The organism is Sphingomonas sp. H160509 (assembly GCF_024124765.2).
Taxonomy (GTDB): domain Bacteria; phylum Pseudomonadota; class Alphaproteobacteria; order Sphingomonadales; family Sphingomonadaceae; genus Sphingomonas.
In genome coordinates this window covers 1,456,269-1,469,853 of sequence record NZ_JAMXSR020000002.1, presented here as the reverse complement: position 1 = coordinate 1,469,853, position 13,585 = coordinate 1,456,269, and the positions used below count along the sequence as shown (strand labels likewise).

The following is a 13,585-nucleotide window of genomic DNA, read 5'->3' as shown; positions in this document are numbered from 1 at the left end:
GAGTCTTTGCCTTCGTTCTTGATCTGTTCCGGCAAATCCTACTTGTCTAGGAAAATTCCTACGCTACGGTTCGGGCGTGGCTAGAACCGTGTCCGATCCCGATCCAAGAACCGCGCTGGCAACGCTGGCCGCCGCGCGTGGCGACAGTCTTGCAGCGCTGTCGGCGATGCTGGGGCGCAACGCGGCCTATCTTCAGCAATATGTTCGGCGTGGATCGCCGCGGGTGCTGGGCGAACGCGACCGCCGCTTGCTGTCGGACTATCTGGGGGTGAGCGAAGCAACGCTGGGCGCGCCCGCCGACCGGCCGGCAGGGTTCCGCATCCGCAAGCTCGACGTCGCGGCGTCGGCGGGGCCGGGCGCGCTGGTCGATGGCGAGATCGTGCTCGGCACCGACACGCTGGACCCCGGCCTCGCGCGGAAACTCGGGCTAAGGGACGGGCAGGCGGCGATCATCCGCGTGCGCGGCAATTCGATGGAGCCGGGCCTGTTCGACGGCGATCACATCGTGGTCGACACCGCCGACCGTACGCCGCGCGCAAAGGGCGGGGTGTACGTCATCCGGATCGACGATGCGGTGATGGTGAAGCGTGTAGCTCTGGTACGCGGTGCGCTAGTGGCGACGAGCGATAATCCGGACGCGGCGGCTGTGCCGGACGGAGCGATCGCCGTCAACGGCCGCGTAGTCTGGCAAATGCGCGAACCGCGCTGAGGGCTAGCAGTTTTCCCGAACCAATCCCGTTCTCCCGCGAAAGCGGGAGCCCAGGGTTACAGGTTACACCCTTTGTGGTCCTGGGCCCCCGCTTTCGCGGGGGAACGGTAGGAAATATTCTAGCCCGCCATGTGGGGCAAGTGCTCAGCGCCCTTGAAGCTTGCTCAGGATGGTCATCGACTGTTCCGAGCCTGACTGCGGGACGATCTCACCAGTCCGGTCGATGATCGAGTCCCAGTGCGCCGCGACACCCTCGACCGACAGGTCGTCGCCGGTCAGCAATATGCCCTGCGTCAGCGTCACATACGCCGCCTGGAACACACCGGCGCCGGCCCCGACGATCATGTTGGTAGGCGCGTCCTCCGACACGAGGAACACCGCGGCGGGCGCGACCTTGTCGGGGAAAAGGCCTTGAACGCTTCCTCGGGGAAAATGTCCTGAGTCATCCGCGTACCCGCGGTCGGCGCGATCGTGTTGACCTTGATGTTGTTCTTGGCGCCCTCGATCGCAAGCGTCTTGGTCAAGCCGGCGAGCCCAAGCTTGGCGGCGCCGTAGTTCGCCTGGCCGAAATTGCCGAAGAGGCCGGTCGACGACGCGGTCATCAGGATGCGGCCGTAATTCTGGCCGCGCATCGTGTCCCACACCGCCTTGGTGGCGTTGGCCGAGCCGTTGAGGTGGACGTCGACGACGAACTTGAAATCGGCGGGCTCCATCTTGGCGAAGCTCTTGTCGCGCAACACGCCGGCGTTGTTGATGAGGATGTGGACGCCGCCCCATTTCTCGGAAGCGCGGGCGACCATCTCGACCATCTGGTCGTAGTCGGTGACGCTGCCGCCGTTCGACATCGCTTCGCCGCCGGCCGCTTCGATTTCCTCGACGACTTTCAGCGCGGCGTCGGAATGGCCGGTACCGTCGCGCGACGCACCCAGATCGTTGACCACGACCTTCGCGCCGCGGCGGGCGAGTTCGAGCGCATATTCGCGCCCCAAGCCGCCACCCGCACCGGTCACGATGGCAACCCGGCCGTCAAAGCGAATAGACATGGAAAAGGCGCTCCTCTCTTATCGTTGGAGCGCCTTTCCTAGAACGTAAAGCTAGCCGTGCAAGCGGCGGATAGATCCGCCACCTACGCAGACGTCAGTTACTTGCCGCCGCGGTTGCGGCAGCCGTCCTTGACCGTCTTCGAGCACACCGGATACGTCGCCGGTGCTGGCGTCGGCGGCGTTACCGTCGGCTGGCCGAACGTCACGCGACCTGCGCCAGGCGCCATCGGTGCGCCTGCCATCGGTGCGGCTGGTGCCGCTGCCGGATCGGCAGGAGCAGCCATTGCCTGATCCGCCGGTGCAGCAGGCGCTGCGGGGTCAGCAGGGGCAGCCTGATCGGCGGGTGCCGTCTGCATCGCGGGATCGGCCGGTGCGGTCTGCGCGGCGGGGTCTGCCGGCGGCGTCGTCTGGGCGATCACGGGCGACGCGAGAAGAGCGGCAGCGGCGAGAAGGATGGACTTCATGTGAATCTCCTAAATGGGTGCACCATTTTGGTAGCGCGACGTCTGAACGCACTAAGTCGTGCTTGGGTCCTTCGTTTCGCATCCGATTCCATTCGCCCCACCGCGGGACAGTCTCGTTACCCCCCGTATCGAGCGAATAGCCCGCCGAACGAACGGTGCGGATGATGTCCGGACGCTCGCCGACGTTGATCGCTTTCCGGAGCCGACGGATGTGCACGTCGACCGTGCGGCTTTCGATATCGCTGTCATGCCCCCAGACCGCATCGAGCAGCCGTTCGCGCGAGAACACCCAGCCCGGATGCTCGAGGAAATGCTTCAGCAGGCGGAACTCGGTCGGTCCGAGCGACACGACTTCGCCCGAGCGGCGAACCTTGTGGCCGACCGTATCCATCTCGATGTCGGCATAGCTGAGCGCTTCGCCGGCGAGGGCAGGGCGGACACGGCGCAGCACGGCCCCGACGCGTGCGACGAGTTCGCGCGGCGAGAAGGGCTTGGTCACGTAATCGTCTGCGCCGGTTTCGAGGCCACGCACGCGATCCTCTTCCTCACCGCGCGCGGTCAGCATGATGATCGGCACGTTCTGCGTCTCGGGTGCGCGGCGCAGGCGACGACACACCTCGATCCCCGACAGCCCCTCGACCATCCAGTCGAGCAGGACGATGTCGGGCACCTTCTCCTTGGCGAGCAGCAAGGCTTCCTCGCCATCGGGGGTATGCGCGATCTCGAAATCCTCGCGCTTGAAATGCCAGACCAGCAATTCGGCCAGCGCAGCGTCGTCCTCGACCAACAGCATTTTTGCGCGTGCCATTATGCCTGCTCCTTCTTTATACCGCGTTCGCGATCGACCATCTGCGTGCCGGTAGCGGCGAAATAGACCATCTCGGCGACGTTGGTGGCGTGATCGCCGATCCGCTCGAGGTTCTTCGCGACGAACAGCAGATGCGCGACCTGGCCGATCGTCCTGGGGTTCTCGACCATGTAGGTGACGAGCGTGCGGAAGATGCTGTCGTAGAAATCGTCGAGCGCATTGTCGCATTCGACGACGCGGACGGCTTCCTCGGGATCGCGCGCGGCGAACGCGTCGAGCACGTCGTGGACCATCTCGCTTGCCATTCGGCCCATCGCCGGCAGGATCGAGATCGGCTCGATCCGGTGCTCGCTCTCGATCATCGGCACGCGCTTGGCGATGTTCTTCGCGTAATCGCCAATCCGCTCGACGACGCCCGCGATCTTCAGCGCGGCGACCACTTCGCGGAGATCGACCGCCATCGGCGCGCGCAGGGCGATGATCCGCACCGCCAGTCGCTCGACCTCCGCCTCGATGACGTCGATCTGCTTGTCGGCGACGCGCACCTGTTCCGCGAGCGCGAGGTCGTTGCGTTGCAGCGCCTGCATCGCCTTGTCGATCGCGTCCTCGGCGAGCCCGCCCATCTGCGAGATCAACCCGCGGAGCTCGCCGATGTCGTTGTCGAAGGCCTTGACCGTATGCGTGTTCATGGTCGTTTCCCGACTCAGCCGTAACGGCCGGTGATGTAATCCTTGGTCCGCTCTTCGCGGGGATTGGTGAAGATGTCCGAGGTGTTGCCGTATTCGACCAGCGTGCCGAGGTGGAAGAACGCGGTCTTCTGACTGACGCGCGCGGCCTGCTGCATGTTATGCGTGACGATCACCATGGCGTAGCGGCCGCGAAGTTCGTGGATCAGTTCTTCGATCTTGGCGGTCGCAATCGGATCGAGTGCCGAACACGGCTCGTCCATCAGGATGACCTCGGGATCGACCGCGATCGCGCGCGCGATGCAGAGCCGCTGCTGCTGTCCGCCCGACAGCGCGGTGCCGCTGTCGCTCAGCCGATCCTTGACCTCGTCCCACAAGCCCGCACGCCGCAGCGACTTCTCGACGATCCGGTCGAGATCCGCCTTCGCGCCCGCGAGACCGTGGATGCGGGGGCCGTAGGCGACGTTCTCGTAGATCGATTTCGGGAACGGGTTGGGCTTCTGGAACACCATGCCGACGCGGGCGCGGAGCTGCACCACGTCCATGTCGGGCGAATAGATGTCCTGGCCGTCGAGCTTGATCTCGCCGGTCACGCGCGCACTGGCGACGGTGTCGTTCATGCGGTTCAAGGTGCGCAGGAAGGTGGATTTGCCGCAGCCCGACGGGCCGATGAACGCGACCACCTCGTCCTGGTCGACGTCGATCGAGACGTCGTTGATCGCGATCTTGCTGCCATAGGCGACGGAGACGTTGCGCGCCGTCATCTTGAGGATGGGAGGCTTAGAATGTTTTGGCATCACCAGCGGGTCTCGAATCGGTTGCGGAGGTAGATCGCGACGCCGTTCATCGCGAGCAGGAACACGAGCAGGACGATGATCGCGGCGGAGGTCTTCTCGACGAAGCCGCGGCTGACCTGATCGGACCAGAGGAAGATCTGGACGGGCAGCACGGTCGCGGGATCGCTTAGCCCGGACGGCGGGGCTGCAATGAACGCGCGCATGCCGATCATCAGCAACGGCGCAGTCTCGCCGAGTGCGCGCGCCATGCCGATGATCGTGCCGGTGAGGATGCCGGGCAAAGCGAGCGGCAGGACGTGGTGGAAGACGACCTGCACCGGCGATGCGCCGATACCGAGCGCGGCATCGCGGATCGACGGCGGGACGGCCTTGATCGCGTTGCGGCCGGCGATGACGATCACGGGCATGGTCATCAGCGCGAGGGTTAGGCCCCCCACTATAGGCGCCGAACGCGGCATACCGAACGTCCCGAGGAACACCGCGAGACCAAGCAGACCGAAGATGATCGACGGGACCGCGGCGAGGTTGTTGATCGACACCTCGATCAGGTCGGTCCAGCGGTTCTTAGGCGCATATTCCTCGAGATACAGCGCGGACAGCACGCCGATCGGGAACGCCAGCAACAGCGTGACGATCATCGTCAGTAGCGACCCCTTGAACGCCCCCCAGATCCCGACTCGGGTGGCATCGGTCGAGTCCGCCGAGGTGAGGAAGCCCGCGTTGAACCCACGGGTCAGCGCGCCGCTCGCCTTCAGCCGTGCCACGACCGCTTCGGCGTCGCGCGTGCCGTTGCCCTTGGCGGCGACGTCGATCGGGCTGGAGACGGGGACTTCGAACACGGTCTTGCGCTGGAGCAGCGACGGATCGGCCTTGATCGCATCGCGCACCACCGCCCAGGCGCCGTCGGAAAGCAGGTCGGTGCCGTCCTTGCCGAACGCCTTCGTCGCGGCGAGGTCGACCGTGCCTTCCAGCCCTGCACCGGCGAGCGCGAGATCGGCGCCGCGACCGACGAGGCGGGCGGGCTCGATCGGCAGCTTGGCGGCGGCAAGATCGACCGGGAGCGACACGCGCGTCTCGACGAACCCGCTCGCGCCCTGCATCACCATCGTGATCAGCAGATAGGCGAGGAACGCGGCGGACAGCCACACCGCGGCGAGCCCGGCGAAGCGGAACCGGCGTTCGGACGCATAACGACGGCGGATGCGCGATTGCATCGCCTGCGTCGTCCAGTCGGTCGGCACGCGGCGCACCGGCTCGGCATTGGTCACCGGAAGTTGGGGCACGAGCGTGTCACTCATAGGCTTCGCGGTACCGTTTGACGACGCGCAGCGCGACGATGTTGAGAAGGAGCGTGACCACGAACAGCGTCAGGCCGAGCGCAAATGCGGCGAGCGTCTTGGGGCTATCGAACTCGGCCTCGCCGGTGAGCAGGTCGACGATCTGTTTGGTGACCGTGGTGGTGCTGGCGAACGGGTTGAGCGTCAGCGTCGCGACGCCGGAGGCGGCCATCACGACGATCATCGTCTCGCCGATCGCGCGGCTGACCGCGAGCAGCACGCCGCCGACCACACCGGGGAGGGCGGCCGGAAGCAGCACGCGGCGGATCGTCTCGGACGAGGTCGCGCCCATCGCGAGGCTGCCGTCGCGCATCGACGAGGGGACGGCGGCGATCGAATCGTCCGCCATCGACGACACGAACGGGATGATCATGATGCCCATCACGAGCCCCGCGGCGAGCGCGCTTTCCGACGATGCCCAGCTGATCCCGACCGACACGGCGAGGTCACGCACCGCGGGCGCGACGGTCAGCGCGGCGAAATAGCCGTAGACGACGGTCGGCACGCCCGCGAGCACCTCGAGGATCGGCTTCATCCACTTGCGCGTGTTCGGCGCTGCATATTGCGTGAGGTAGATCGCGCTCATCAGCCCGAACGGAATCGCGACGATCATCGCGATCACCGCGCCGATGAAGAACGTCCCCCAGAACAACGGCACCGCGCCGAGCGACGCGCCCGGGTCGCGCGCGTCGATCACCTGCGGGCTCCAGTGCGTCCCGAACAGGAAATCGGTGATCGGCACGACCGAGAAGAACCGTGCGGATTCGTACAGCAGCGACGCGACGATACCGACCGTGGTCAGGATCGCGATCTGTGACGCGCCGAGCAGCATCAGCATCACGACCCGCTCGACCTGAGTCCGCGCGCCGAACCCGGGTTTGACGCGGGTGAAGGCGAACGCGCCGCCGGCAAAGGCGAGCAACAGCGCGGCGGCGGTCGCGATCCAGTCGTAGCGAGATTGCGCCGCGGCGTAGGACGGGGCGAGCGTGCGGGCGAGTCCGTGGAACGCACCGAAGCTGCGACCTTCCGCGAGGCTCCGCGCTTCGGACAGGATCGAGGCGCGGTCGAAGCCGGGCGGCGGGAGCTGGATCGCGGCGGGGGTCGCAAGCACCGCATCGGTGACTAGCGCGGGCGCGGTCATCGACCAGATCACGAGGAAGACCAGCGGCGGGATCGCGGTCCACAGCGCGACGTACCAGCCGTGATGCGAGGGGAGCGAACTGAACCGCACGGTGCTGCCGGCACGGAAGCGCGTGGCGCGGACTCGGGCGGTGAGCCAGCCGATCAGGCCTAAGCCGAGGACTAGGAAGAGGAGGGCGATGGGGGACATTATAGTTCTCGCCCGTGGCGTTTGGTCGCGCGCGCACGCGCCATCCCACCAACCACCACCCCGGCGAAGGCCGGGGCCCAGTTGGAAAGGTCCGGGTAACGGAGCGCAGCGCCCACCAATGCAACGCAGCCCAACTGGGCCCCGGCCTCCGCCGGGGTGGTGTCCCCGTTACGTGATGTTGCCGACGCCAAGCCGCCGTTCCCCCGCGGACGCGGGGGCAGCTAAGTTCCGATCGCGCGCTCGGCTCATGGGCCCCCGCGTTCGCGGGGGAACTAGCAAGGGCGTGCAGTTGAACGGAAGTGGCATCACGACAAAACCGCCGGATCCAGCACAGTCTCGTTCGCAATAATCGCCGCAGACCGCGCCTGAATCGCCGCCGGCGAAGCAATCAACCCCCCGCTTAACCAAAGGCCCCGTCGCCCCCCCAATTCGCCGCATACAGCTTCAACAAGTTCCGCAGTCCCGGAATCGCGGTCAGATGCGCCTTCTTCACGTAGATATATAGCGGCCGGGACCCCGGATACGCATTGTCCGCGATCGTTGCATAGGTCGGCGCCACGCCCGAGATCGACACCCCGTTCACGTCGTCCTTGTTCTCTTCGAGATAGCTGTACCCAAAGACGCCGATCGCATTCGGGTTCGACTGCAATTTCTGGACGATCAGATTGTCGTTCTCGCCGGCATCGACATACACGCCGTCCTCGCGCACCCGCGTGCACAGCGCCTTGTGCGCCTCGGCATCCGACTTCGCGAGCGCCTTGGCCGAAGGATCGCTTGCCTCGCACCCCTTGGTCAGGATCAGCTCGGCCAGTGCATCGCGCGTGCCACTCGTCGCCGGCGGGCCGTAAACCTGGATCGGCACAGCCGGCAGCGCCGGGTTCACGTCGTGCCAGACGCGTGCCGTATTCACCTTGCCCCCTGGGTTGGCGGCGAGAGCCTTGTAGAGATCGGTCGGCGTCAGCTGCATCTTGGGGCCGTTCTTCGCCTCGGCAAAGGCGATGCCGTCGATCCCGACCTGAATCTCGATCACGTCGCGCACGCCGTTCTTCGCGCACGTCGCATACTCGCTCGCCTTCATCCGCCGCGATGCGTCCTCGATATCGGGATGCGCCGCGCCGACGCCTGCGCAGAACAGCTTCATTCCCGCGCCGGTCCCGGTCGATTCGATCACCGGCGCCTTCGCATCGGGATCGTTCGCGACAAGCTGTTCTGCGATCATCGTCGTGAACGGATAGACCGTCGACGACCCGACCGCGGTGATCTGGTCGCGCGATCCCGCACCACCGCCATTCGCCTGATCGACGCACGCGGCCAGAGCCCCCAACACTCCAAGAAAAACGAACCGCTGCACCAGAATTCCCGTCATGCACCGGCCTTAGCGGTACCTAAGACGATCCTGTGTGACAGTTGGGTTACCCTTTTATGACAGCGCCTTTGGTAGCGCCGCCGCTCGGGGGCAGGATGACCGAAACCACCGTCCCGACGCCGACCTGACTTGCGATATCGAGACGGCCACGGTGTCGCTCGACGATATGCTTGACGATGGCGAGCCCAAGACCCGTACCGCCCAGCGACCGGCTGCGCCCTGCATCGGCGCGATAGAAGCGCTCGGTCAGCCGCGGAATGTGCACCGCCGCGATCCCGTCGCCCTCGTCGCGGATCGACAAGCGGATCATCCCGGCATCGTCGCGCTTCAGTTCGATCGTCACCGGCGTCCCCGCACGCCCGTACTTCATCGCATTGCCTATGAGGTTGTGGAGCATCTGCGACAGCTGCACCCGATCCCCCGACACCGAGGAGAGGTTCGGATCGATCGTCGCGACCAGATCATGTCCCCGATCGCCCGCCGCATCGGCCAGTTCCTCGCGCGTGTCCTCGACCAGCTGCGCGAAATCGACCGCTTGGTCGGGCAGGCGAAACTTCTCCGCCTCGATGCGCGACAGCGAGATCAGGTCCTCGACCAGCCGCTGCATCCGCCGCGCCTCGTCGTCCATCACTTTGAGGAAGCGCGCGCGGACCTCCGCATCTTCGCCAGCCTCGTCACGCAGAGTCTCGATGAAGCCAAGAATAGACGCCAGGGGCGTGCGCAATTCGTGGCTCGCATTGGCGACAAAATCGATCCGCATCCGCTCGGCGGCGTAGTTGCCGGTTTGGTCGACGAGGTGGACGATCCGCTGGCCCTCCGACGTCTCGCTGAGCAGCATTTCCCAGCGCTGATCCCGCGTGCCGAGCCCGACCAGCTCGATCGGTCGCTCGCCGTCGATCGGCCCCGGCGTCCCGAGGCGCTCTGCCGCCGCAGGATGGCGGATCGCAACGCGCGCGTCCTCGCCAAGGATATGCGCGCCGAGCAACGTCCGCGCGGCACGATTGGCGACCACTACGCGGCCGTCCTCGACCAGCATCACCGGCGCGACGATCGCATCGAGAACGTCGTCGAGCACCGACGGCGACACGCTCGTCGCGTCATCCATGGCAGGCGTCTCGTCCCCGGTGCCGGCGGCGACCAGCGCGGCGGCGATCCCACCGACCAGCGCGACGATCGCGCCCTGCACGTCATGCGTAAGCGCGAACACCGCCACGGCGGCGATCACGACCACGACGATCGCCCAAAACGTACGCAGGCCAAATCCGGAAAGCATTGCGGTCTCCTGGGACGGAATCGACGTCCATGCGCAGCGCCATACAGCGGCACGGTGCAAACCGGTATCGTCTGTTGGCGCCGCCGACTTCCCGACCGCGGAATCGAACGGCGTGCGAAGTCGTCCTACTCCGGCACGCTCTCCCAAGCGTCGATACGGCGATGTTGTCAGCGCTTCAGGATTATGAAAGGGCTGTGGTCTAGCAGGGGCATCATGGACGACATCGAACTCAACCAAGATCCGGTCGCAACCGCGGAGACCGACACCGGCGTTCCATCGCGTCGCCGCGTGCTGGCGCTCGGAGCGGTGACCGCAGGCATGGTGGTGTCGATTCGCCCGGCGCTCGCGCAGACCGCGGGTTCGGTGTTGAACTGCGAGATTCCGGTGCCCGATCCGGGCCGCGCCGGCAGCTATATTGATGCGAACGGCGGCGTCGTACCGGCGCGTACCAAGGGCGCATTCCCACCCTCGACGCGCGCGTTCAAGGGCGAAGAGGTCAAGCGCGCGATGGCGAGCGGCAGCACGCTGCCCGGCACCGATTCGGACCGCAGCCGCGCGTACGTCAAATATATCCGCCGGTTGCAGCGCGGCCAGGGCGGCTTCACCTGCTTCGCATCGTTGCAGATGCCGCGCGGCTGAAGCCGTGTCGGAAACGATCTTTCGGGGCCCGCCCGACGGGGGGCCTGCTGATCGCGCCGCTCGATGAATTCACCGCGGTCTATCATCGCGCGTCGGGGATCACGCACTTACTGACCGAACCCGCGCCGCAGATTCTGGCGGTGTTAGGCGAAGGAGCATCGTCGCTGGACGTCCTCCTGGAGCGGCTTGGACGGGACTATGATCTCGACGACGGTACGCGTGAGGCTTTGGCGGCACGGCTTGAAGAACTCGTCGAAGCCGGACTGATCGAGCGGGCATGAGGCACGCTTTTTCCGTCCGCATCGGGCCGGTCGGTTTCCGCATCGGCTCCGACTGGCGCGCGCCTATCGCCGAACTCCGAAGCTTGTACCGCGATTACCCTAAGCCGCACGACGGCGTGCCGGACTTCACCGTGCGCCTGTTTGCGCGGCGTCCGTGGCGACGGTTAATCCGCCCGTCCGTCGAGATCGGTGGCGACTACATGCTCCCTGAAGCTGCACCTTTGCCGCTCCGCCAAGGATTGCTCGCAGCCGAGATGGCGATGAATCTGCAGATGGCGCTGGGCGCCCGCCGCTATCTGCTGCTCCATGCGTCCGCAGTCGAGCGCGATGGTCGCGCGCTGTTGATGACCGGCATTTCGGGCGCGGGGAAGTCAACGCTGGCGACGTTGCTCGCGGCGAAGGGTTGGCGGTTCATGGGGGACGAGTTCGCGTTGCTCGATCCTGCGACCGGGCTAATCCACGCGTTCCCGCGATTGATCAGTCTCAAGAACGAAGCGATCGCTGCGGCCGAATCGGCGTGGCCGGATGCGCGGATGGGGCCGTTGATGCCGGCGACGCCGAAAGGCGACATCCGCCACATGGTCCCCGACGCGCGTGCGATCGCGGCGATGGACATGCCCGCTTTGCCGGCACTGCTTGTCTTCCCGCGCTACGGTTTCGAGCCGGAGACGCGACCGGTGCCGCCGGCCGAGGCGTTCGTGCGAATGACACAGGCCTCGACGAATTACGTCGCGCTGGGCGAGGCCGGCTTTCGCGCTTTGACGTGCCTGATCGCCGACGTCCCTTCGGTCGCGATCGATTATCCGGACGGGGCAAGCGCGATCGAGCAGGTCGAGGCGCTATGGTCCGCCCTGTGAACGATGCCCACATCCTTGCTCGCGCGCTCGCCGATCCGGCCAGCATCGTCGGGCTCGATTGGGACGGCTGGACCGCACTGCTGACGATGGCGCGAGCGGAGCAGTTGATCGGTACGCTGGCGATGCGTCTCGACGGCCTGCCGATGCCGGATAGCGTGAAGGCCATCCTGGCCGACGCCCGCGCCACCGCCGAACACGGCCGCCGTGCCGCGCTATGGGAGGCGGAGTTGGCGCGGCGTGCGCTGGCCGCGGTCGATTGCCCCGTCATTCTGCTGAAGGGCACCGCGTTCGTCGCGGCGGGATTGTCGGCGGGGCAGGGGCGGTCGATCGGCGATCTGGACATTCTTGTGCCGCGTGCATCGCTCGATGCGGCCGAGGCGGCGCTGCTCGCGGCTGGATGGGAATGGGTGAAGCCCGACCCGTATGACGATGTCTATTATCGCCGCTGGATGCATGAGCTCCCGCCGCTGATCCACCGCGACCGCGACCGGATGATCGACGTTCACCACACGATCCTGCCGCTTACTGCGCGGATCACGCCGGATGCGGCGGCGCTGATTGCCGGGAGTTTCACACTGGAGAACGGCCTGCGTACGCTTTCCCCCAACGGCATGTTGGTTCATGCCGCAGCGCATTTGTTCGCCGATGGAGATCTCGCCGGTGGACTCCGCAACCTGTGGGACATCCGCTGTCTGGTCGGGGAGTTCGGCACCGACGGGCTCGATATGGAGGCGAAACGTCACGGCCTATCCCGCCAAGTGGCCCGGTGCTTGCGCCTCGTCGATGCGCTTTTCGCCGAAGGGACCGGGCGCGGGGCCGATCGTCTCTACATTCGCCGCATCACCGCGCGAGACGGCTGGGGCAGGCCGACCCGACCGATCACGCGGCTCGCCTTCTACGTCCGATCGCACTGGTTGCGCATGCCGCCAGTGATGCTTGCCCGCCACCTCTGGACGAAGTGGCGCAAGGCTTAGTTCAGACGTGCTCCACGTTTGCGCCGGACGGCCCAGACGATCAGCAACACGACCGTGATCGCAAACGTATCGGCGATCCAGTCGTAGATGTCGCAATCGCGGTGGAGCGACGGGATCGCCTGCAGGACCTCGATCATCGCACCGAGGAACGATAGCCGCTCGCCGATCCGGAACAGCCGCGCGGTCGGAAACGACAGCGCCGCCAGCAGCGCCATCGTCGCGAAGGCGAGCATATGCCCGAACTTGTCCCCGAACTGGTCGATCGGCATGTGCGGCGGCTTCGGCAGCAGCGCCATCGTCACTGCGAACACGATCGCCATGACCAGCGCGATGCGCGTGAGCGTCGTCCGGTTCATGCGCGGAGCCTTTCGAGCGTCGGGACGAGTTCGTCGAAACCGTCGATCACCGCGTCGGCGCCAAGCTCTGCTACGGGCTGCATCAGGAAGCCGAAGCTGCACGCGATCGTCGGCAACCCCGCCGCTTGCCCGGCTTGGATATCAAAGATCGAATCGCCGACGAACGCGGCACGTCCTCCGCCACACATTTTCACCATCTCGTGGATCGGCATTGGCGATGGCTTCGACTCTGCCATCGTATCGCCGCCGAGGATGCACGCAAAACGATCGGTCAGCCCGAGCTCGCCCAGCACGGTCCGCGCGAACCGTTCGATCTTGTTGGTGACGATCCCGAGCGTCACGCCCTTCGCCGCCAGCGCGTCGAGCGCGTCGATCACCCCCGGATACGGCTTTGTCAGCACGCAGATATTCGCCTCGTAATAGGCGAGCAGCGCGGCGTGCAGCGCATCGAGCATCGGCTCGTCATAACCGCCGGTCGCGGTCAGGCCCTGCTTGAGCATGTGCCGGGCGCCGCCGCCGATCATCGGCTTGACCTGCGCGACGGTAAGCGGTGGGCGATCGACCGAAGCAAGCGCGTGGTTGACCGCGGCGGCTAGGTCGCCGCTCGTGTCCAGCAACGTGCCGTCGAGGTCGAACCCGACGATATCGAATAAAAAATGCGTCAT

Annotated in this window: 13 protein-coding genes and 3 pseudogenes; 5 read left to right on the top strand and 11 right to left on the bottom strand. The window is 66.0% G+C overall.

The annotated features are described in order from the left end of the window. Window positions 1–76 precede the first annotated feature (76 nt). Complete coding sequence (locus NHF48_RS08865; protein WP_253070875.1) at window positions 77–709, top strand: S24 family peptidase; 633 nt, start codon at window positions 77–79, stop codon at window positions 707–709. A gap of 144 nt (window positions 710–853) precedes the next feature. Here NHF48_RS08865 and NHF48_RS08860 read toward each other — a convergent pair. From NHF48_RS08860 to NHF48_RS08820, 9 genes and pseudogenes are all read right to left on the bottom strand, one after another. Continuing rightward, window positions 854–1,752 (bottom strand): annotated as a pseudogene (locus NHF48_RS08860) (SDR family NAD(P)-dependent oxidoreductase). Window positions 1,753–1,850: 98 nt separating this feature from the next. Beyond that, the gene (locus tag NHF48_RS08855; RefSeq protein ID WP_253070874.1) at window positions 1,851–2,108 is read right to left on the bottom strand and encodes a hypothetical protein; all 258 of its coding nucleotides are present in this window, start codon (window positions 2,106–2,108) and stop codon (window positions 1,851–1,853) included. 229 nt (window positions 2,109–2,337) lie between these two features. After that, window positions 2,338–3,024 (bottom strand): annotated as a pseudogene (gene phoB, locus NHF48_RS08850) (phosphate regulon transcriptional regulator PhoB); the annotation flags it as partial. Further along, window positions 3,024–3,713 carry a phosphate signaling complex protein PhoU gene (gene phoU / locus NHF48_RS08845; RefSeq protein WP_056057297.1) on the bottom strand — a complete coding sequence of 230 codons (690 nt, stop codon included), beginning with the start codon at window positions 3,711–3,713 and terminating at the stop codon, window positions 3,024–3,026. The pseudogene phoB and the gene phoU, both read right to left, overlap by 1 nt. Window positions 3,714–3,727: 14 nt before the next feature. After that, the gene (gene pstB / locus NHF48_RS08840) at window positions 3,728–4,507 is read right to left on the bottom strand and encodes a phosphate ABC transporter ATP-binding protein PstB (RefSeq protein WP_056489020.1); all 780 of its coding nucleotides are present in this window, start codon (window positions 4,505–4,507) and stop codon (window positions 3,728–3,730) included. After that, window positions 4,507–5,805, bottom strand: a complete 1,299-nt coding sequence (gene pstA / locus NHF48_RS08835; RefSeq protein WP_253070873.1) for a phosphate ABC transporter permease PstA — start codon at window positions 5,803–5,805, stop codon at window positions 4,507–4,509. The genes pstB and pstA overlap by 1 nt, the downstream gene beginning before the upstream one ends. After that, window positions 5,798–7,174, bottom strand: a complete 1,377-nt coding sequence (gene pstC / locus NHF48_RS08830; RefSeq protein WP_253070872.1) for a phosphate ABC transporter permease subunit PstC — start codon at window positions 7,172–7,174, stop codon at window positions 5,798–5,800. The genes pstA and pstC overlap by 8 nt, the downstream gene beginning before the upstream one ends. Before the next feature lie 305 nt (window positions 7,175–7,479). Then, a pseudogene (locus NHF48_RS08825) lies at window positions 7,480–8,540 on the bottom strand (substrate-binding domain-containing protein). A 46-nt stretch (window positions 8,541–8,586) separates the two neighbouring features. Then, a complete protein-coding gene (locus tag NHF48_RS08820; RefSeq protein ID WP_253070871.1) occupies window positions 8,587–9,813 on the bottom strand; it encodes an ATP-binding protein in 1,227 nt (408 codons plus the stop codon). Window positions 9,814–10,026: 213 nt separating this feature from the next. Between NHF48_RS08820 and NHF48_RS08815 the strand changes: the two genes are divergently transcribed. The 4 genes from NHF48_RS08815 to NHF48_RS08800 are packed head-to-tail and all read left to right on the top strand — an operon-like array spanning window position 10,027 to window position 12,564. Beyond that, window positions 10,027–10,452, top strand: coding sequence for a hypothetical protein (locus tag NHF48_RS08815; RefSeq protein WP_253070870.1), 426 nt, complete (start codon window positions 10,027–10,029; stop codon window positions 10,450–10,452). Continuing rightward, a complete protein-coding gene (locus tag NHF48_RS24910) occupies window positions 10,380–10,733 on the top strand; it encodes an HPr-rel-A system PqqD family peptide chaperone (protein WP_342454733.1) in 354 nt (117 codons plus the stop codon). The genes NHF48_RS08815 and NHF48_RS24910 overlap by 73 nt, the downstream gene beginning before the upstream one ends. After that, entirely contained in the window at window positions 10,730–11,590 is an 861-nt protein-coding gene (locus tag NHF48_RS08805; RefSeq protein WP_253070869.1) for an HprK-related kinase A, read from the top strand. Before NHF48_RS24910 ends, NHF48_RS08805 begins: the two co-directional genes overlap by 4 nt. Next, window positions 11,575–12,564: a nucleotidyltransferase family protein gene (locus NHF48_RS08800; RefSeq protein WP_253070868.1), complete on the top strand. Its 990-nt coding sequence runs from the start codon at window positions 11,575–11,577 to the stop codon at window positions 12,562–12,564. Before NHF48_RS08805 ends, NHF48_RS08800 begins: the two co-directional genes overlap by 16 nt. Here the strand turns inward: NHF48_RS08800 and NHF48_RS08795 are convergent. Continuing rightward, complete coding sequence (locus NHF48_RS08795; RefSeq protein WP_253070867.1) at window positions 12,561–12,920, bottom strand: hypothetical protein; 360 nt, start codon at window positions 12,918–12,920, stop codon at window positions 12,561–12,563. The genes NHF48_RS08800 and NHF48_RS08795 overlap by 4 nt on opposite strands. Next, window positions 12,917–13,585: an HAD-IA family hydrolase gene (locus NHF48_RS08790; RefSeq protein ID WP_253070866.1), complete on the bottom strand. Its 669-nt coding sequence runs from the start codon at window positions 13,583–13,585 to the stop codon at window positions 12,917–12,919. The genes NHF48_RS08795 and NHF48_RS08790 overlap by 4 nt, the downstream gene beginning before the upstream one ends.